The sequence below is a fragment of the Aeromonas lusitana genome, assembly GCF_002812985.1.
Classification (GTDB): Bacteria; Pseudomonadota; Gammaproteobacteria; order Enterobacterales; family Aeromonadaceae; genus Aeromonas; species Aeromonas lusitana.
Map to the genome: position 1 here is coordinate 55,911 of NZ_PGCP01000010.1, position 19,502 is coordinate 75,412.

The window sequence follows — 19,502 nt, forward strand, 5'->3', positions numbered from 1 at the left end:
GGGAGTGACGACGTGGGGCAGGTGTTTATTCAATTTCTGTGGCTAGGCTGCATCAGCTTCGGCGGCCCCGCCGCCCATATCGGCTATTTCCAGCGCACCTTCGTCACCCGGCTGGGCTGGCTCAGTCAGGCCGAGTTTGCCCAGCTGCTGGCCTTGTGCCAACTGCTGCCGGGCCCTGCCTCCAGTCAGCTCGGTTTTGCCATCGGTCGTCAGCGGGCGGGATTGGGCGGCGCCCTTGCCGCCTTCGTGGGCTTCACCCTGCCCTCCTTCCTGTTGCTGCTGGCGGCGGCCATCGGCCTCGCACGGCTGACCGACAACCTCTGGCTGGCAGCCGCCCAGCATGGCCTCAAGCTGCTGGCCCTGGTGGTGGTGGCGGATGCCGTGCTCACCATGAGCCGCCAGTTCTGCCAGGGCCGGTTGCAACAAGGGATCATGGTGGTGACCGCCGCCGCGCTCTGGTGGCAACCCGGCCTGCTGACCCAGATGCTTCTGCTGGCTGGCGCCGCCGCCATCGCGGCGCACTTCAGCCCTGGGCAGGGATCGCCTGATGCGCCCACCCCGCACTCTGCGACCCTCGCCACCCCGGCCACTCCACGCCAGCCCCACTGGCCGACCCTGCTGCTATTTGCCCTGCTGTTTGTCGGCCTGCCGCTGTTGGCCCAGGGCCCCGCCAGCCAGCTGGCTACGGACTTCTACCGGGCGGGCAGCCTGGTGTTTGGCGGCGGTCATGTGGTGCTGCCTTTGCTGCAGGAGAGCCTGGGGCAAGCCTTGAGCCCGCCGCAGTTTCTGACCGGTTACAGCCTGGCCCAGCTGGTGCCGGGCCCCATGTTCACCCTGGCCAGCTACCTCGGCGCCTTGCTACTGCCACAGACGCCCTTCATCGGCGCCCTGCTGGCGACGCTGGCGCTGTTCCTACCTGGTTTTCTGCTGCTGTGGGCGCTGGGGCCCTGCTGGCGGCACTGGTTGGCCCAGCCCAGGCTGGCGGGCGCCGTGAGCGGGATCAACGCCGCCGTGGTGGGGCTGCTGCTGGCGGCCCTGTATCAGCCTGTGTGGCAAAGCGCCGTGCTGGCCCCCACCGATCTGGCGCTGGCCGCCCTCGCCTTCTATCTGCTGCGGGTCTTGAAGCTGCCCATCCTGGCCCTCGCCGGCCTGCTGGTGGGCGCCTCGCTGCTGCCTATCTGACGCACCGGCGGGGGCAACCATCAGGCTGCCCCAATAAGAAAACGGCGCCCCTTTCACAAGGGGCGCCGTTTTTAACTGGCTCTGGGCCATGTTCATTCGGTATCAGTCACTCGGCATCCGGATCGAAGTCCAGACTCAGGCTGTTGACGCAGTAGCGCTGGCCCGTCTCGGTCGGCCCGTCGGGAAAGACGTGACCCAGATGAGAGCCGCACTGGCTGCAGGTGATCTCCACCCGCTTCATGCCGTGGCTGCTGTCTTCCGTGTAGGTCACCCGCCCCTCGATGGCCTTGTCAAACGAGGGCCAGCCGCAGCCCGAGTCGAACTTGGCCCCTGAGTGGAACAGTACGCTCTTGCAGCAGACACACAGGTAGTCGCCACTCTTGCGGTTGTGCAGCAGGGCGCCACTGTAGGGACGCTCGGTCCCCTTCTCCCAGCAGACGTGATACTGCTCGGCGCTCAACTGCTTGCGCCATTGCTCGGGATTATTGCTGCTCATGCTGACTCCTCGCCATTGATCTCGCCGCCCAGCATACCCACTCCCAGGCCCCGACTCTAGCCCGCCAGCGGGAACTGTGATCCCGTTGGCAACACGGCGGCAACATCCGGCACCGCCACCACCCCCTCCTTGGCCAGGGTGGCCGCCGACAGGGCGACCCGCTCCAGCAACTTGAGGGAGTGAGCCCGGCCCACCGTCACCTGGCGCTTGATGTCATCGGGCAGGAAGGGCATACCATCGTTGGTGGAGGTGTCTATGGTCTGTACCCACTCCAGCCCCTCCCCCGGCGGCGGCAGACGGAACTGGATGTCGTAGTCGCTGGCGTTGAACAGCACGTACCAGCGCTCCCCCTCGCAGCCGATCATGCCGATGTCCATGGCGAACGCCTGCCCCATGGGGGCGTGCCAGTCCTGATCGGTGAGCTGATGGCCGTCCGGGTGATACCAGTTGACCTGATGGCAGCTGGTCGGGACGCCATTCCAGTTGTCGTCGCTCAGTTGCAGGTTGGAGAAGACCCCGGATTCCGCCCGCAGCGCCATCATCTGGCGGGTGAAGGCGAGCAGCCGCTCGTCTTCCGGTCGCCACTGCCAGTTGACCCAGCTTATCTGGTTGTCCTGACAGTAGGCGTTGTTGTTGCCAAGCTGGCTGCGGCCTATCTCGTCCCCCGCCAGGAAGTGCGGCGTCCCCTGGGAGAGCAGCAGGGTGGCGATCAGGTTGCGCTTCTGCTGCTGGCGCAGGTTGTTGACTCTGGGATCCAGGGTCGGCCCCTCGACACCGTGGTTATAGGAGAGGTTGTTGCCGTGACCGTCCCGGTTGTCTTCACCGTTGGCCTGGTTGTGGCGCTGGTTGTAGGAGACCAGATCCTCCAGGGTGAAGCCGTCGTGATAGCAGAGATAGTTGACGCTGGAATGGGGGGCGCGCCAGTTCTTCGGGAACAGATCCCGCGACCCCACCAAGCGGGTGGCGAAATCCCCCATCTTGCCGGCGTCCCCGCGCCAGAAGGCGCGCACCGTGTCCCGATAGCGGTCGTTGATCTCCAGCCACTGGCTCGGGAACTGGCCGAGCCGATAGCCGAACGGGCCTATGTCCCAGGGCTCGGCGATAAGCTTGACCCGCGCCAGCACGGGATCCGCCATCATGGCCTTGAAGAAGGCTCCCATGGGATCGAACTCCCCCGCTTCCCGCGCCAGGGTGACGGCGAGATCGAAGCGGAACCCATCCACCTGCATCTCGGTCACCCAGTAGCGCAAGGCATCCAGCACCAGTCGCAGGCTGTTGGGGTGATCCAGGTTGACGCTGTTGCCACAACCCGTGACGTTGGCGTGGCGCTGATAGTCAGGGCCGTGGGCACCGGTCTCGAAGGCGTAGTAGCCCGCGTTGTCGAACCCCTTGAGGGACAGCAGAGGGCCGTCGGCCCCCGCCTCGGCGGTATGGTTGTAGACCACGTCCAGTATCACCTCGAGCCCGGCCCTGTGCAGCTCGCGCACCATGGTCTTGAACTCGGTGACCGCATCCCCCGCGCTGTAACGCGGCTCGGGGGCGAAGAAGGCGATGGGGTTGTAGCCCCAGTAGTTGGTGAGCCCCAGCTGCTCGAGTCTGGGTTCGGACATGAAGGCCGCCACCGGCATCAGCTGCACCGCCGTGATACCCAGCGACTGCATGTGCTCGATCATCAGGGGATGACTGATGCCGAGATAGGTACCGCGCAGCGCCTCCGGGATGCCGGGATGCTGGCGGGTGAAGCCCTTGACGTGGGTCTCGTAGATGACGACCCGCTCCGGCGGCAACGCCGGCTTGCCGACCCCCTGCCAGTCGAAGGCGTCATCGACCACCACCGACTTGGCCATCATGGCCGCGCTGTTCCCCTCGTAGAGTTCATCGCTCCAATGGGTCGGCCGGCTAAGCGCCCTGGCATAGGGGTCGATCAGCAGCTTGTCCGGGTCGAACAGCATGCCCTCCTGGGGCGTGCCATACACCCGATAGCCGTAGCGCTGGCCCGCCTTGACCCCCTTCACATGGCCGAAGCGATATTGACCGCGCCGACCGAGCAGCGCCAGTCGAACCTGCTCCTGCTCATCTTCGTCGAACAGGCAGAGCTCCACCTTGTCCGATTGGGGTGCCCAGACACAGAAATGGCACCCCGTCTCATCGAGACGGGTGCCCAACGGGTAGTCCTGCCCATGTTCCATTACCAACATCAAGACTCCTGTTTGATGAACAAGGTCGCGAGCGGCGGCAAGTCCAGCACTATGCTGTGCGCCATTCCCTGCCAGGGCGTCGGCTCGGCGACGAAGACCAAACCCACATCATAGTTGCTGCCCCAGTAATGCTCACTGTCGGTGTTGAGCACCACCCGGTAGTGACCGGGCGCCGGGACCCCGAGGCGATAGCCGATGCGCGGTACAGGGGTGAAGTGGCTGGCGACCACGACAGCATTTTCACCCTGTTTATCGGCACGCAGCCAGGCGAAGATGCTGCTGTCGGCGTCGTTATGATCCAGCCAACGGAAGCCCTCGCGCCCATAATCGGCCTGATACAAGGCAGCTTCATGACGGTAGAGGTGGTTGAGATCCCGGATAAGCCGCTGCTGGCCGCCGTGCTTGGGGTACTGCAGCAGGTGCCAGGGCAGCTGGGCATCGTGATTCCACTCGTTGCTCTGAGCTATCTCTGTGCCCATGAAGTTGAGCTTCTTGCCGGGATGGGCATACATGAAGCCCATGTAGGCGCGCAGGTTCGCGGCCTGCTGCCACTCGTCCCCCGGCATCTTGTAGAGCAAGGAGTGCTTGCCGTGCACCACTTCGTCGTGGGACAGGGCCAGGATGAAGTTCTCGTCATAGTGATAGACCATGGAGAAGGTCATCTCGTTGTGGTGATAGCGGCGGTGCACCGGCTCCTTTTGCATGTAGCTCAGGGTGTCGTGCATCCAGCCCATATTCCACTTGAAGCCAAAACCGAGACCACCCAGGAAGGTGGGCTTGGAGACCCCGGCGAAGGCGGTGGACTCCTCGGCTATGGTCATGGCGTGGGGGTACTTGCCGTACACCTCCTCGTTGGTCCACTTCAGCAGGCTGATGGCCTCGTAGTTGTGGTTGCCCCCATCGACGTTCGGCACCCATTCGCCGGCGTTGCGGGAGTAATCCAGGTAGAGCATGGAGGCGACCGCATCTACCCTCAGGCCATCGATGTGGAACTTGTCGAGCCAGAACAGGGCGCTCGCCACCAGGAACTGGCGCACGTTGTTGCGGCCGAAATCGTAGATGTAGGAGTTCCAGTCCGGATGCCAGCCGCGGCGCGGATCCTCGTACTCATAGAGCGGAGTGCCATCGAAACGGGCGAGACCGTGGGCATCCGCCGGGAAGTGGGCAGGCACCCAGTCCAGGATGACGCCGATGCCGGCCTGGTGGCACTGGTCGACGAAATACTTGAAGTCATCTGCGCTGCCGTAGCGGCTGGTCGGCGAGAACATGCCCACCGGCTGGTAGCCCCAGGAGCCGCTGAAGGGGTGTTCCGAGACCGGCATCAGCTCGATATGGGTGTAGCCCAGCTCGGTGACATAGTCGACCAGCTCCACCGCCAGTTCACGCCAGCTCAGGCTGTCACCATTGGGGTGGCGCTTCCAGGAGCCCACGTGCAACTCATAGATGGAGAGCGGCTGCTCCCGCTTGTCGTTGAGCTGGCTCTCGCGCCAGGCGGCATCCTGCCACTGGTAGACGTCGTGGTCATGGATGACGGAGGCAAACGACGGGTACTGCTCGCAGTAGAAGCCGACCGGGTCGCTCTTGTGGGGCAGGCGGTTGCCCGCCGGATCCTTGAGTTCAAACTTGTAGCGATCCCCGGCCTTGAGGCCCGGCACGAACAGTACCCAGTGACCGCACTGGCTGCGCTGCATAGGGTGGCGACGGCCATCCCAGAAGTTGAAGTCACCGATGAGGCTCACCGCGCTGGCGCTCGGGGCATAGACGGCGAAGCGCACCCCTTCCACCCGCTGGCCGAGATGGTCGACGGTGCGCAACTGGGCACCGAGGGTGTGGTAGAGGTTTTCCGGCTGGAACGTCAGCTCCGCCAGTCCATCCCAGGCGGCTGCCTGAAACTGGTACGGATCGAGGAATTCGGCACTGGCATCTGGGTAGCTGGCGATCAGCTGATAAGGAAAGGGGTTCTTGCGGCGGGTGAAAACAGTTTCAAAAAGGCCCGCTTCATCGGCGGAGGTCAGGGTGGCAATGATTTTACCTGACTTGAGATCCCTGACGCGGACCTCGAGTGCATCGGGCAACCAGGCGGTGAGTTTCAGGCCTGGTCCATCCGGATTGGCCAGCAGGCCTAGATGGGAAAAGGGTTCGGCACAGCGGGCGGCAACCAAACGTTCAACGGGCATCGACATTTCCTTTCATGGCTGAACATCCGCTCCGGCCGAAGCCGAAGCGGATGAAAGTGAGTCACGTGTTGGCGACAACGGCTCAACGACTGGCCTCATCACGGGCCTGGCTCATCTTGCCTGCCAGAGCTTTGAGCGCCTCATCGGCAAAAATATCTTCCAGGTCACGGGACAGCTTGCGACGCCAGTTCGGGTATTCGTAACTGGTGCCCGGCACGTTGACCGGTTTGTCCATCTCCAGCCAGTCTTCCAGCTGGGTGCTGAACAGGGCGCAACTGCCGCGGGACATGTGGATCTGCAGACCATGGTTGAGCTCGGTGTTCATGCCGACCCAGTTCACGTCGTGACTGATGTCGCTCGAGATGACCCCATGGGCATGCAGACTGTCGAGGATCCGCTGCTTGGCCTGGTGGCGATCAGCATACAGGGTCTTCAGTACCTCTTCATCTGGATACAATCCCAGTTCGCGACCGAGCGCCAGATCGTCGCAATGCCAGAAGCCCTTGAGGGTCGGCATGTCGTGAGTGGTCAGGGCCGACATCGCCTGCTCTGTGTAGTGCGCCGGGGAGATGAAGCCGCCGTCCGCCTTGGAGCGCTCGAAGAAAAACACCTTGTAGGAGTGCACGCCGTTCTCTTTGAGGGTGACATCTATGCCTTCCGGCACGGTACCGAGATCTTCCCCGATCAGCAGACACTGGTTGCGGTGAGATTCGAGGGCCAGGATCCCCAGCAGATCGTTGACCGGGTAATAGATGTAGGCACCCTTGGCGGCAGACTCTCCGGGTGGCACCCACCACAGGCGCAACAGCGCCATCACGTGGTCGATACGCAGCGCGCCGCAGGAGCGCATGTTGGCGCGGAACAGGTCCACCATGGGCTGATAGGCAGCCTCGAACAGCTGGTTCGGGTTCATGGGGGGCAGACCCCAGTTTTGACCGAGCGGACCCAGGATGTCGGGCGGCGCACCGACCGAGGCTTTCGGGCAGTAGAGATCCCGGTTGGCCCAGATCTCGGTGGAGCCTTCGGAGACACCCACCGCCAGATCCCGATAGATCCCCATCACCATGCCGGCCGCCTTGGCACGGGCATCAGCCTGGGCCAGTTGCTCGTCAGCCAGGAACTGCAGGTAGAGATAGAAGTTCACATCGATCTGGTGCTCGGCCACCCAGGCTTTCACTTCTGGGTTGTGATAGTCGCGGAAGGCATCCGGCCACACCGGCCAGCCCCAGGCATTGTCACCCTTGCCGTAGAAATGGGCCTGCAGGGCATCGAACACCGCCTGCTGCTGCAGACTGTCGCCACCGGTCGCCACAAAGGCATCAAACGCAGCCTGACGCTCGGCGCCCAGGGTCGCCTGATCGAACACCTGACGCAGCATGCCGATCTTGGTCTCGATGACGCCGGTGTAATCCACGTTCCCCTTGGCGCGCAGGGAGGCGAGGTGCTGCTGGAAGGCCGGATTGGCCACCTCGGCCTTGAGTCCTTCGTTGGCCAGAAACTCGGGCACGGCTTCCACATTGATGTAGGCGACGTTGAGCCAGCGACGGGAGGAGGGGCTGTAGGGGCTGGCGCTCTCCGGGTTGGCCGGATAGAGCGCATGAATGGGGTTCAAACCGACGAAGTGGGCACCCCAGTTAGCGGCCTTCTCGACCAGCTGACCGAGGTCGCTGAAATCGCCGATCCCCCAGTTGTGGCGGCTGCGCAGGCAGTAGAGCTGCACGCTCGGGCCCCACACCTTGCGGCCATTGGCGATGGGCGCCTGCTTGTAGCACGCCTTGGGCGCGACGATGAGGCGCATGCTGGCGAGCGGCTCATCATTGCCCTCCTCCAGCAGCACCAGCTGGTGATAACCGAGCTCGGGCTGCACCTCCAGTGCCACCCGATAGGCTTGGCACTCCATCTCTTCAAACTCGGCGACACCGACCAGCTCCCCCTCGATCGGGGTCAATTGACCAGTCAATACGGCGCCCTGTTCCAGGGTGAGCTGCCAATGCAGGGCATCGTTGACGAACTCGATGGGCAGACGCACTTCCAGGCTGATGGCCTCGCCACTGCGCACCACCATCACGGGGTCCAGGGGGCGCAGCCAGTGCTGACGGTGTTCCTGTTCCAGCTGCTCGGTCAGGGCGGCCTCGTCGTCGACGCGGTAGCCCATGGCGCCCAGCATGGCGGCCTTGCTCTCTTCCGATACCTGGGCCGGATTGCCCCAGGCATCAACATACTCACTGGCGATACCTTTGGCGGCAGCCAGCTGTTCAATCAGGGTGGTCATAGTTTGAGAATTCCCGCTGTGGATTCTATCTATATGATTAATTTTTATGGGTGGTACTTGAACAGTGGCTCTTTGGCCATGCTAAACCGCGCATATTTTTACATATCTCCCCGGCTGGATGTGTGACCGGGCAGGCACTATTGTTGATCTCTGTGACCGCAACCGGCTGATGACACATTCGACAAAAGTTGGTAGTCAGTTACATAAACCGAAAATAAATTTCACAGTTTTTCATGATATAGCGCAATTTCGCGCAGATTGTTGGTTGACTCACAGGTGAGTTCTAGTAAATTTACAAACGGAATTTTCTTTGACTACTGAACAGTTAGGTAACCAATTATGACTATCAAAGTAGGTATTAACGGTTTTGGCCGCATCGGCCGTTTCGTATTCCGTCTGGCCGCTGAGCGCAACGACATCGAAGTTGTTGGTATCAACGACCTGATCGACGTTGACTACATGGCTTACATGCTGAAGTACGACTCCACTCACGGCCGCTTCAATGGCACCGTTGAAGTCAAAGACGGCAACCTGGTTGTCAACGGCAAAACCGTACGTGTTACCGCTGAGCGTGACCCGGCAAACCTGAAATGGGGCGACATCGGTGTTGATGTTGTTGCCGAAGCCACCGGTCTGTTCCTGACCGACGAAACCGCTCGTAAGCACATCGCTGCCGGCGCCAAGAAAGTCGTACTGACCGGTCCGTCCAAAGACGCTACCCCGATGTTCGTCATGGGCGTTAACGACGCTACCTACGCTGGCCAGGACATCGTTTCCAACGCTTCTTGCACCACCAACTGCCTGGCCCCGATCGCCAAGGTTCTGAACGATACCTTCGGTATCGAGTCCGGCCTGATGACCACTGTCCACGCTACCACTGCTACCCAGAAGACCGTTGATGGTCCGTCTGCCAAAGACTGGCGCGGTGGCCGCGGTGCGGCTCAGAACATCATCCCGTCCTCTACCGGTGCTGCCAAGGCCGTTGGCGTGGTAATCCCTGAGCTGAAGGGTCTGCTGACCGGTATGGCCTTCCGCGTTCCGACTCCGGACGTGTCTGTTGTTGACCTGACCGTCAACCTGAAGAAAGCCGCCACCTACGCTGAAATCTGTGAAGCCATGAAGGCTGCCTCCCAAGGCGCCATGAAGGGCGTTCTGGGTTACACCGAAGACGAAGTGGTTTCCACCGACTTCCTGGGTGAGCGTCAGACCTCCGTGTTCGATGCCAAGGCTGGTATCCAGCTGAACGACAAGTTCGTTAAAGTTGTATCTTGGTACGACAACGAAATGGGTTACTCCAGCAAGGTTCTGGATCTGATCGCTCACATCTCCAAGTAATTGGAACTGTTTTGCGTGATAGCAGAGAGGCGGCCATTGGCCGCCTTTTTTATTGGCCGTGAAAAGAAGGAGCATCCATGCTCACCACTCGTACCCTGACCCCAAGCGTGACCCTGACCCAGACCTCGGGTGGTCAACCCCTGCTCAAGGTCGCCAATGCCTTCGCCGAGAGCGAGATCTGCCTGTTCGGCGGTCACGTGCTCACTTACCGTCGTCACGGGGAAGCTCCCCTGCTCTGGCTGAGCGACAAGGCCGTGCTCGATGGTAGCAAGCCCATCCGCGGCGGCGTACCCCTGTGCTGGCCTTGGTTCGGCCCGGCCCCGGCACGAGTGGGCAGCGGCAAGTCCGCCCATGGCTTCGCCCGTACCGCGCTCTGGACCCTGGATGGCGTCTCCGACCACGAGGATGGCACCCTGGTCCATCTGTCTCTGAGTGACAGTGATGAGACCCGTGCCCAATGGGATCACGGCTTCGTGCTGGAGCTGGACGTGCTGATCGGTAAAGAGTTGTCACTGGTGCTGACCACCCGCAATACCGGCACTGCGCCTCTCGTCTACAGCGGCGCCCTGCACACCTACCTGCAGATAAGCAGCCCAGAGGCCGTCAGCGTGACCGGCCTGGGCACGTCTTACCTCGACAAGCTGAACGCGGGCCAACTCACAGAGCAGCAGGGTCCCCTGACGGTCTCAGGCGCCCTGGATCGCATCTATCGGCACGCCGATACGACCGTGGTCGTACAGGATGGCGAACAACGCATTCACGTCACCAGCGGCAACCACGACAGCGTGGTGGTGTGGACTCCTTGGCTGGAGGGCGCCAGCGCCATGGCCGACATGAGCGATGACGGCTATCGCACCATGCTCTGCGTCGAGGCGGCCATCACGGATGAGGCGGGTATCACGGTCGCTCCGGGCGAGGAGCACAGCCTCTCCACAGTGATCCGCTAAGCACTCCTGAAAACACAAAGGGCGCCATCAAGGCGCCCTTTGCTTTTGGAATGACTCAGGCATTGCCCTGGGTCTTGAGCCTCAGCTCGGCGGCGAAGTTCAGCATGCGATCCAGCGGGATCAACGCCTTCACCCGCAGCGCCTCGTCCACCAGGATCTCGTGACGCTCGGCGCCATCGGTCAGCGCCTCCTTGATTGCCACCAGGCCGTTCATCGCCATCCAGGGGCAGTGAGCGCAGCTGCGGCAGGTGGCACCATCACCGCCGGTCGGTGCCTCCACCATCTCCTTGTCCGGGCAGGCCTGCTGCATCTTGTAGAAGATGCCGCGATCGGTCGCCACTATGAGTTTGCGCTGGGGCAACTCTCTGGCCGCCTTGATCAGCTGGCTGGTGGAACCGACCGCATCGGCCAGCTCAATGACGGAGGCTGGGGATTCCGGGTGCACCAGCACGGCGGCATCCGGGTTCTGGGCCTTGAGCTCCTTGAGGGCACGGGCCTTGAACTCGTCGTGGACGATACAGTGGCCCTGCCAGCGCAGCATCTCGGCCCCTGTCTTCTTCTCGATGTAGGCGCCGAGGTGGCGATCCGGTCCCCAGATGATCTTGTGGCCCTGGCTGTCCAGGTGCTCGACGATTTCCAGCGCGATGCTGGAGGTGACCACCCAGTCGGCCCGCGCCTTCACGGCGGCCGAGGTGTTGGCGTACACCACGACTATATGGTCGGGATGGGCATCACAGAAGGCGGAGAACTGGTCGATGGGGCAACCCAGATCCAGGGAGCACTCAGCTTCCAGGGTCGGCATCAGCACCCGCTTGTGGGGACTCAGGATCTTGGAGGTCTCCCCCATGAAGCGTACCCCCGCCACTATCAGGGTCTGGGCGGCGTGATCCCGGCCGAAACGGGCCATCTCCAGGGAGTCACCGACGAAACCACCTGTGGCCTCCGCCAGCGCCTGGATCTCGGGATCCGTGTAGTAGTGGGCAACCAGCACGGCCTGGCGCGTCTCGAGCAGCGCCTTGATCTCGATGATCAGGGCCGCCTTCTGTTCGGCAGTCAGGGGCGCCGGCTTGACCGGAAAGGGGTAGTCCATCTCGACGGCAGGAGGGACACTGCTCAGTGCATTGCTCATTGCGACTGTTCCATCAACGCTTGGAAAGGCAAAAATTATACCCAGAAGCCCGCCACAAACCCATCAACAAATCCAGCAGGCTAGATAAGTGCCTCCAACGCCTCGTGATTCTGTTTCGACTCGCTGGCCCGCGAACGACAAAAACGAAAAAGCCCGCTATGCAGCGGGCTTCTGGCTTTCTTTGACAAGAAAGTGGTGGTCGTTACTGGGCTCGAACCAGTGACCCCCTCCTTGTAAGGGAGGTGCTCTCCCAGCTGAGCTAAACGACCTGGGATACGGTGAAATGATGGTGGGTCGTGCTGGATTCGAACCAGCGACCAATTGATTAAAAGTCAACTGCTCTACCGACTGAGCTAACGACCCATCTAAATCATTTTTTAAAGCATGGTGGTCGTTACTGGGCTCGAACCAGTGACCCCCTCCTTGTAAGGGAGGTGCTCTCCCAGCTGAGCTAAACGACCTGGGAAACAGTGAAATGATGGTGGGTCGTGCTGGATTCGAACCAGCGACCAATTGATTAAAAGTCAACTGCTCTACCGACTGAGCTAACGACCCATCTAAATCATTTTTAAAGCATGGTGGTCGTTACTGGGCTCGAACCAGTGACCCCCTCCTTGTAAGGGAGGTGCTCTCCCAGCTGAGCTAAACGACCTGGGAATACAGTGAAATGATGGTGGGTCGTGCTGGATTCGAACCAGCGACCAATTGATTAAAAGTCAACTGCTCTACCGACTGAGCTAACGACCCATCTAAATCATTTTCAAAACATGGTGGTCGTTACTGGGCTCGAACCAGTGACCCCCTCCTTGTAAGGGAGGTGCTCTCCCAGCTGAGCTAAACGACCTGGGAACTCTGCGGTCAAGATGGTGGGTCGTGTAGGGATCGAACCTACGACCAATTGATTAAGAGTCAACTGCTCTACCGACTGAGCTAACGACCCATCTTGAACCTGTCACCGTCCGCATGTGGCGAACCGTGTTAAATATGGTGGTCGTTACTGGGCTCGAACCAGTGACCCCCTCCTTGTAAGGGAGGTGCTCTCCCAGCTGAGCTAAACGACCTGGGAATCTTGTCTTCACCCGCAGTGAAGAAATGGTGGGTCGTGCTGGATTCGAACCAGCGACCAATTGATTAAAAGTCAACTGCTCTACCGACTGAGCTAACGACCCTCACCACGACCAGGTCCGAGTGCACTGCTGCACCGGCTCTGACGGCGGCCTATATTACGGATTTATCATCCTGGCGCAATAGAAAATTCTTAAATTAAATCTGTTTGCTCACTGTGCATACAACCCAGCGGCATATTTACAAGACTGTTACGAAAACAGTGACCTACGGCAATGTTACAGCTTGCTCAGACTCTGCTTGGCGAGCTGGGCCGGCGAGGTGTTGGGATAGCCCTTGATCACCTGCTCGTAGAAGGTCTTGGCTTCCGCCTTCTTGCCATCCAGTTGTGCCAGCATGCCCAGCTTGAGCAGTGCATCGGCGCGCTTGGGGGACTTGCTGTACTTGTTCGCCACCGTGGAGAACTGGGCCGCAGCCCCAGCCCTGTCGCCCTTGTTGAACATCAGCTGGCCGAGCCAGTAATGGGCGTTGGGCACATAGCTGGAGCTCGGGAACTGCTTGATGAAGCCTTCGAAGGCGGGGATGGCCTTGTCGTAGTTCTTCTCCTTGAGCACCATGTTCACGGCGGCGTCATAGGCCTGGTTCTCGTCCTGATTGGTCGAGTAGTTGGCCGCTGCGGCGGGTGCGGTGGCCGCTCCGGCAGCCGCCGGGGTAGCTGCAGCAGCCGCAGGCTGGCTGTTCGCAACCTTGTCGAGCTCCTGATAGAGCTGACGCTGGCGCTCCTGGGACTGTTCCATCTGATAGGTCTGCTGCTCCAGCTGACCACGCAACTCGGAAACTTCCCCTTGCAGGGAATCCACCTGTTGCTGCAGGTCGGCCTGCAGGCGCAGACGGGCATTGAGGGTACGCTCCAGCAAGGCCACCCTGTCTTCCAGGCTGCCCGTGGGCACGATGGCGCCATTGTTGCCACTCAGAGCAATACTGCTACCGCTGTCACCACTGAGATCGCTCACCGGCGCAGCGGCCTGAGCGTTCAGGGCCACCAGAACGGCCATCACAATCGTCGCGTGCTTGTACACAGATTTCATTCGGATCAAACCTTAGCGTTTAGTGCAACTAGAGCGGCTGTCGCCATAGTTGCTTGCTGATACACAAATTTCATTCGGATAAAATCCGCAGGCTCAGTGTAAATAAAACGGCCATCGAAATGGCCGCTTGCATATACACGAATGTCAATCGCGTCAAACCTTAGTAAACCAGGACCGCGCGGCGGTTCTTGGCAAAGGCTTCCTCGGTGTGGGACAGGTCCAGCGGCTTCTCTTCGCCATAGCTGACGATGGAGAGCTGCTCAGCCTGTACACCCAGGGTTTGCATGTATTTGGCTACAGCCTTGGCACGACGCTCGCCCAGAGCGATGTTGTATTCCGGAGTACCGCGCTCATCGGCGTGGCCTTCGATCAACACCTTGACGCTCGGACGCTCGCGCAGGTAGCTGGCGTGGGCATCCAGCAGGTCAGCGTACTGGCCCTGAATGTCGTAACCGTCGTACGGGAAGTAGATCACGTTGTCGCGCTGCAGAGCTTCGAACTTCTGACGCATCTGCTCTTCCGGGGACAACATGCCGTTGGCGCCACCGGTTTGTACACCGCCCATGCCGTCGGTCATACCAGACTCGGCACCAGCGGCGTCGGAGTCGGAAGAAGAACTACAGGCAGCCAGGGTGAACAGTGGCAGTGCGATGGCCAGACCCTTGAGCAGTTTATTGAGTTGCATGCTATTTCCTTAAACCTTTATAACAAAACAAAAAACAATCGATTTTTTTATCAATTCAAGAAGGGCGACCAAGCTGGTGCACGAATTTCACCGCTACTGGTCGGGAGCACTGCCTTGAAACGACCATCGGTCGATACCAACGCCAGGCTCTTGCGACCTTGATAGATGGTGGCATAAATGATCATGCTGCCATTGGGAGCCACACTTGGCGACTCATCCAGAGCACTCTGGGTCAACACCAACATGGCTCCGTTTTCCATATCCTGGCGAGCGATGCGATATTGTCCCTGAACCCGGGTCACCATCACCATGGACTTGCCGTCCGGGGTAATGGATGCGCCCTGGTTGGAATCTCCTTCCCAGGTCATCCGGCGAGTGACGCCAGTCGCCAAATTTACGCTATATATCTGAGGTTTGCCACCACGTTCAGAGGTGAACAGCAAAGTTTGACCATCCGGCATCCAGGACGGTTCTGTGTCTATGGTGCGGTTGTTTGTGACTCGAGTGAGTTGCTTGCTAGCAACATCAACAACATAGATATCGGGCTGACCATCTTTGGACAAAACAATAGCCAAACGACGACCATCTGGAGACCATTCCGGCGCACCGTTGATGCCACGGAAACTGGTGATCAGACTGCGCTGCTGGGTATAGATATCCTGCACATAGATCTCGGATTTCTGGTTCTCGAAGCTGACATAGGCCAGCTTGCTGCCATCCGGAGACCAGGCCGGCGACATCAGCGGCTCGCGGGAGCGCAGCAGGGTCTTCTCGTTGTAGCCGTCATAGTCGGAGATGCGCAGCTGATACGGGAACTGGGTGCCCTGCTGGACTGACACATAGGCCAGTCGGGTCAGGAAGGCACCGCGCTCGCCGGTCAGGCGCTCGTAGACGATGTCGGAGATGCGGTGAGCAAACTGACGCATCTGGGCACCCGGGATGGTCGCCATGCGGCTATCGAGGATGTAGCCGTTGGCTTCTCCGCCCTGGGTCTTGGCCAGCTGGCCCTTCAGCACGTCGACCAGCTCGAAGTTGATCTTGTAGGTGCCATCGCCCACGGCGGCTATGGTACCCACCACCACGGCTTCAACGCCCTGAGAGGCCCAGGGGGCGAAGTTGATCTCACCGCTGGTGCTCGGGGTCTGCGGCATCTGGCCACGGGCCAGGGGCTTGAACTTGCCACTGCGCATCAGGTCGTTGGAGACCACCTCAGCGATGTCTTGCGGCAGCTGACCATTGCCTTCCCATTTGAAGGGAGCGATGGCGATGGGTCGTGCGCTGTCAATCCCGCCGGTGATGACGATGTCCAGGGCCGCCTGAGCGCTCTGGCCCAGCAGAAGGCAGCCAACCAAAGCAAAAAACACTTTTCTTATCATGGCTTAAATACTCTGTTCCAATAAAAATGAGAGGTGAAATTCCTTTATCAGCAAGATGCTGCCAATCACAGTCAATGACCCCGTTCTACCACACCTAGATGCTCGGTTCTAACTTGAGGTTAAATTCCTTTAACATCTCAAACGCTGCCGGATCCTTCGGCACCGGCAACTGATTCGCCTTCAATACCGCCGCCTTGCCGGAACGACAGACCGCCGGGTCACCCTGGCCGTTGTCCACCGAGATGACGAAGCCGGTGCTGGCCAATTTGACACCGATAGTACAGGTTTTGCCCCGCATGGTGGGATCCAAAATCATGTAGCGCTCGACCGTCGCCTTGATTAGAGCCGCATATTTGTCGACCTCGCCCTTGGCGGCTGCGGATGCGGCCTGACTACGGGAATTGGCCTCAGCCTCCAGCTGCTGCTGCATCATGGCTTCCATCTCTTTTTGCAACTTGGCCTCTTCGGCCGCCTTGCGCTTACGCTCGGCATCGATCTTGGCCTTCTTGTCAGCTTCCGCCTTCGCCTTCTTCTCTGCGTCAGCTTTTGCCTTCTTGGCGGCTTCGTCCGCAGCCTTTTTCTCGGCCTCAGCCTTGGCCTTCTTGTCGGCTTCCGCCTTGGCTTTCTTCTCAGCCTCGGCCTTGGCCTTCTTGTCGGCCTCCGCCTTCTTGGCCGCGTCCGCCTTGGCCTTGGCTTGCTCCTCGGCCTGCTTCTTCTCGAGCTCTTCTTTCTTTTTCTTCAGCGCCAGCGCCTTGGACAGCTCTTCTTCCTGGCGTTTGGCTTCGGCCTGCTTGGCCTTCTGCGCGTCCAGCTTGCGGGCTTCCTCGGCTTTTTGGGCCTTCTCCTCTGCCTGTTTCTGCTCGGCGACCTTCTTCTGCTTCTCGGTCTCGGCCTTGCGGGTGGCCTCTTCGGCCTCCTTGCGCTTGGTCTCGGCGATGCGCAGACGCTCTTGCTCCTGCGCCAGTTCGCGCCGGGCCTGGTCGGCGTCTTCCTTGTCCTTCTCCTTCTGCTGCTGGGCGGCCTTGGGCTGCGCCTTCTTCTGCTGCTGGATCTGCTGTGCCTGCTGTTCCAGGAATTCGCTGTCCAGCATCACCGCATTGACGATCTCCCCCTTGGACTCGGGGCGCTTCGGCTTGCTGAAGTCGATGCCGACCAGCAGTATGATGCCGATGATCAGATGCAGCAGCAGCGACGCGACGAGATAACCGGAAATACCACGCTTCACATCCATCTCCGTCAGTTCACCGGATCCGTCATCAGGCCAACCTGAGGCACGCCGGCCTTCTTGAGGGCGACCATCAACAGGATCACCTCTTCGTAGCGCACGGACTTGTCACCCGCCACCACCACGGGGGCGTTCTGGTTGATGGCCAGATAGCCCATGGCCTTCTCGGTGATGTATTGCTGCATCGCCTCGGGGGTGCCGCTCGGCACAGGTTCGTCATCCGCCTCACCGGCCTTGATGACGTACTCCCCTTCGGTATTCACGCTGACGATGAAGGGGGGCTTGGCATCCTCGGGCAACTGCTCGGACTCCGCCTGCGGCAGGTCGACCTTGACCCCCTGGGTGATTACCGGCGTCACCGCCATGAAGATGATGAGCAACACCAGCATGACGTCGATGTAGGGCACCACGTTGATCTCGGCGACCTTCTTGCGTCGGATCCGCTGATAGGTTTGCATTTACTTCTCACCCTGCTGTGCGATTTGGCGGTTCAGGATAGTCGTGAACTCGTCCATGAAGTTGGCGTAGGCGTTTTCCAGTCGCTCCACCTTGTTGGTGAAACGGTTGTAGAAGATGACCGCCGGGATCGCCGCAAACAGGCCCATGGCGGTGGCGATCAGCGCCTCCGCGATACCCGGAGCCACCATCTGCAGGGTCGCCTGCTGCACCTGACCCAGGGCGATAAAGGCGTTCATGATGCCCCAGACGGTACCGAACAGACCGATATAGGGGCTGATGGAGCCGATGGTCGCCAGTACCGGCAGGTTGGATTCCAGCTCGTCCACCGCACGGGACAGAGAGACCCGCATGGCGCGATAGGTACCGTCCATCACCGCATCCTGGCCACGGGCGCCGGCCTTGAGCAGGCGAGCATACTCCTTGAAGCCGGAATAGAAGATGTCTTCCATGCCTTCGATGTCATCGCGACGGGAAGAGGACTCCTGGTAGAGGCGATTGAGATCGACCCCGGACCAGAATCTGTCTTCAAACTGCTCGGAGGCGAGATTGGCTGCCTTGATGGCCTTGGAACGCTGGATGATCAGCGCCCAGGAGACGACCGACATGCCCATCAGGGTCATCATGACCAGTTTGACCAACAGACTGGCTTGCCAGAACAGGCCAATAAACGAAATTTCAGCGTGCACTTAACAGCACTCCCTTGATTTTTTCAGGTATTGCGACAGGTTTCATTTGCGGATGACTGACACAGGCTATCTGTACCATGGCCTGGGTGATCAGTCGTCCATCAGCCGCCAGGATCTGCTGCGAAAAGCGCATGGAGGCGCGTTTCACTTCAGTCACTTGCGTCAATACGGTCAGTAGTTCATTGAAGCGGGCTGCGGAGCGGAAATCGATCTCGGTGCGACTCACCACGAAGGCAAGCCCCGCGTGCAGCAAGACATCCTGTTCGATGCCACCGGCGCGCAGGAACTCGGTACGGGCCCGTTCCATAAACTTGAGATAGTTGGCGTTGTAGACGATGCCTCCGGCGTCCGTGTCCTCGTAGTAGACACGCACCGGAAACTCAGAGACTTCCCCCATAAAAATCTGTGATCCATTCGACAGTCAGATGGGGGGCTATCATAGCGCAGGGCTGAATAGGAAAGAAGCAGGGGGAGACAGGGAAATCCCATCCTCCACCATTTTTTATGGCAGGAAATATTTCAGGGTCAATCCATGCCAAGACAAGTCACTGGCATTGCAGAACGAAGACAAATGGAGCCGATGGCCACTGGGGGATAACCAGCATGAAGTGCAGGGAAAGCCATGCCCTGTCCCACCGATAGCAGGAGAAGGGGTCAGCTCAGGCAGACTCACAAGGAGAGCGAGCGCAATCGTGGGAAGAGAGAGTCGCCGAGTGGCGCGGTAAAAGCAGAAGGGAGGCAGATAACGCTCTGCCTCCCTTCCTTTTTACGACAGGAAATATCCCTGGGTTAGCCAAAGCCCATATAACAGCGTGGGCAAGGCGAGCCAGGGGCAAAACAGCAACCGACCGACGAGGCTGCGGGGATGGAACCCCAGCCCGTGCATCACACCACAACTGACTGCCCACATCAGCCAGGGCGCGAGCAAGAGCCCGTGCTCACTGGTGTTGGCGGCGATCAAGTTGGGTGCCTGCAAGATGGCGACGGCGAGCAGGGTCGCCGCCACCAACATCACACCTTGCCAGGGTTGGCGCTCAAGGGGAGCCGCCAACCGGGCCAGGAGATCACTTGTTTTCATCGATCTTGCGATCCATGTTCTCGGTGTGTTCCAGCCAGAGTGCGTTGATGACACCAAAGGCACAGGCCAGCAACAAACCCAGGATCCAGGTGAAATACCACATA

General features: G+C 60.1%; 17 protein-coding genes and 10 tRNA genes. 3 read left to right on the forward strand and 24 right to left on the reverse strand.

Annotation, left to right across the window (positions count from 1 at the left end):
• Positions 1-12 precede the first annotated feature (12 nt).
• Positions 13-1,182 (forward strand): chromate efflux transporter, encoded by a 1,170-nt coding sequence (chrA, locus tag CUC44_RS07455; RefSeq protein ID WP_100859347.1) that lies wholly within the window; start codon positions 13-15, stop codon positions 1,180-1,182.
• Between the two features lie 106 nt (positions 1,183-1,288).
• Here the strand turns inward: chrA and msrB are convergent, their stop codons facing one another.
• The 4 genes from msrB to malQ all read right to left on the reverse strand — a co-directional run bounded on the left by msrB (position 1,289) and on the right by malQ (position 8,325).
• Positions 1,289-1,678 (reverse strand): peptide-methionine (R)-S-oxide reductase MsrB, encoded by a 390-nt coding sequence (gene msrB / locus CUC44_RS07460; RefSeq protein ID WP_100859348.1) that lies wholly within the window; start codon positions 1,676-1,678, stop codon positions 1,289-1,291.
• Positions 1,679-1,734: 56 nt separating this feature from the next.
• A complete protein-coding gene (glgX, locus tag CUC44_RS07465) occupies positions 1,735-3,876 on the reverse strand; it encodes a glycogen debranching protein GlgX (protein ID WP_100859349.1) in 2,142 nt (713 codons plus the stop codon).
• Positions 3,876-6,053, reverse strand: coding sequence for a 1,4-alpha-glucan branching protein GlgB (gene glgB, locus CUC44_RS07470; RefSeq protein ID WP_100859350.1), 2,178 nt, complete (start codon positions 6,051-6,053; stop codon positions 3,876-3,878). Before glgB ends, glgX begins: the two co-directional genes overlap by 1 nt.
• An 82-nt stretch (positions 6,054-6,135) precedes the next feature.
• Positions 6,136-8,325 carry a 4-alpha-glucanotransferase gene (gene malQ / locus CUC44_RS07475; RefSeq protein ID WP_167388823.1) on the reverse strand — a complete coding sequence of 730 codons (2,190 nt, stop codon included), beginning with the start codon at positions 8,323-8,325 and terminating at the stop codon, positions 6,136-6,138.
• Between the two features lie 339 nt (positions 8,326-8,664).
• On the opposite strand from malQ, the gene gap reads away from it, so the two are divergent.
• Complete coding sequence (gene gap / locus CUC44_RS07480) at positions 8,665-9,660, forward strand: type I glyceraldehyde-3-phosphate dehydrogenase (RefSeq protein ID WP_100859352.1); 996 nt, start codon at positions 8,665-8,667, stop codon at positions 9,658-9,660.
• A 77-nt stretch (positions 9,661-9,737) separates the two neighbouring features.
• A complete protein-coding gene (locus CUC44_RS07485) occupies positions 9,738-10,607 on the forward strand; it encodes a D-hexose-6-phosphate mutarotase (RefSeq protein ID WP_100859353.1) in 870 nt (289 codons plus the stop codon).
• Between the two features lie 55 nt (positions 10,608-10,662).
• Here CUC44_RS07485 and nadA read toward each other — a convergent pair whose 3' ends face one another.
• From nadA to cydX, 20 genes are all read right to left on the reverse strand, one after another.
• Entirely contained in the window at positions 10,663-11,736 is a 1,074-nt protein-coding gene (gene nadA / locus CUC44_RS07490) for a quinolinate synthase NadA (protein ID WP_167388824.1), read from the reverse strand.
• 193 nt (positions 11,737-11,929) lie between these two features.
• Positions 11,930-12,005 (reverse strand) — tRNA-Val (locus tag CUC44_RS07495).
• 18 nt (positions 12,006-12,023) lie between these two features.
• Positions 12,024-12,099, reverse strand: a tRNA-Lys gene (locus tag CUC44_RS07500).
• A 22-nt stretch (positions 12,100-12,121) separates the two neighbouring features.
• Positions 12,122-12,197: transfer RNA gene (locus CUC44_RS07505), tRNA-Val, on the reverse strand.
• Positions 12,198-12,215: 18 nt separating this feature from the next.
• A tRNA-Lys gene (locus tag CUC44_RS07510) sits at positions 12,216-12,291 on the reverse strand.
• A 21-nt stretch (positions 12,292-12,312) separates the two neighbouring features.
• A tRNA-Val gene (locus CUC44_RS07515) sits at positions 12,313-12,388 on the reverse strand.
• Between the two features lie 19 nt (positions 12,389-12,407).
• Positions 12,408-12,483: transfer RNA gene (locus CUC44_RS07520), tRNA-Lys, on the reverse strand.
• A gap of 21 nt (positions 12,484-12,504) precedes the next feature.
• Positions 12,505-12,580: transfer RNA gene (locus CUC44_RS07525), tRNA-Val, on the reverse strand.
• Between the two features lie 20 nt (positions 12,581-12,600).
• Positions 12,601-12,676: transfer RNA gene (locus CUC44_RS07530), tRNA-Lys, on the reverse strand.
• 45 nt (positions 12,677-12,721) lie between these two features.
• A tRNA-Val gene (locus CUC44_RS07535) sits at positions 12,722-12,797 on the reverse strand.
• 32 nt (positions 12,798-12,829) lie between these two features.
• Positions 12,830-12,905 (reverse strand) — tRNA-Lys (locus tag CUC44_RS07540).
• 174 nt (positions 12,906-13,079) lie between these two features.
• The gene (gene ybgF, locus CUC44_RS07545) at positions 13,080-13,889 is read right to left on the reverse strand and encodes a tol-pal system protein YbgF (RefSeq protein ID WP_167388825.1); all 810 of its coding nucleotides are present in this window, start codon (positions 13,887-13,889) and stop codon (positions 13,080-13,082) included.
• A 160-nt stretch (positions 13,890-14,049) separates the two neighbouring features.
• Entirely contained in the window at positions 14,050-14,574 is a 525-nt protein-coding gene (pal, locus tag CUC44_RS07550; RefSeq protein ID WP_100859355.1) for a peptidoglycan-associated lipoprotein Pal, read from the reverse strand.
• A gap of 50 nt (positions 14,575-14,624) precedes the next feature.
• Positions 14,625-15,950 carry a Tol-Pal system beta propeller repeat protein TolB gene (gene tolB, locus CUC44_RS07555; protein ID WP_100859356.1) on the reverse strand — a complete coding sequence of 442 codons (1,326 nt, stop codon included), beginning with the start codon at positions 15,948-15,950 and terminating at the stop codon, positions 14,625-14,627.
• Between the two features lie 94 nt (positions 15,951-16,044).
• On the reverse strand, positions 16,045-17,181 hold the full coding sequence (gene tolA / locus CUC44_RS07560) for a cell envelope integrity protein TolA (RefSeq protein ID WP_100859357.1): 1,137 nt from the start codon (positions 17,179-17,181) through the stop codon (positions 16,045-16,047).
• A 5-nt stretch (positions 17,182-17,186) separates the two neighbouring features.
• Positions 17,187-17,633 (reverse strand): protein TolR, encoded by a 447-nt coding sequence (gene tolR, locus CUC44_RS07565; RefSeq protein ID WP_005331545.1) that lies wholly within the window; start codon positions 17,631-17,633, stop codon positions 17,187-17,189.
• Entirely contained in the window at positions 17,634-18,320 is a 687-nt protein-coding gene (tolQ, locus tag CUC44_RS07570) for a protein TolQ (protein ID WP_100859358.1), read from the reverse strand. It abuts the gene before it with no gap.
• Entirely contained in the window at positions 18,310-18,717 is a 408-nt protein-coding gene (gene ybgC, locus CUC44_RS07575; RefSeq protein ID WP_100859359.1) for a tol-pal system-associated acyl-CoA thioesterase, read from the reverse strand. The genes tolQ and ybgC overlap by 11 nt, the downstream gene beginning before the upstream one ends.
• 369 nt (positions 18,718-19,086) lie before the next feature.
• Entirely contained in the window at positions 19,087-19,398 is a 312-nt protein-coding gene (locus tag CUC44_RS07580; RefSeq protein WP_100859360.1) for a cyd operon YbgE family protein, read from the reverse strand.
• Positions 19,385-19,501, reverse strand: a complete 117-nt coding sequence (cydX, locus tag CUC44_RS07585) for a cytochrome bd-I oxidase subunit CydX (protein WP_100859361.1) — start codon at positions 19,499-19,501, stop codon at positions 19,385-19,387. The genes CUC44_RS07580 and cydX overlap by 14 nt, the downstream gene beginning before the upstream one ends.
• Between the last annotated feature and the right edge of the window lies 1 nt (position 19,502).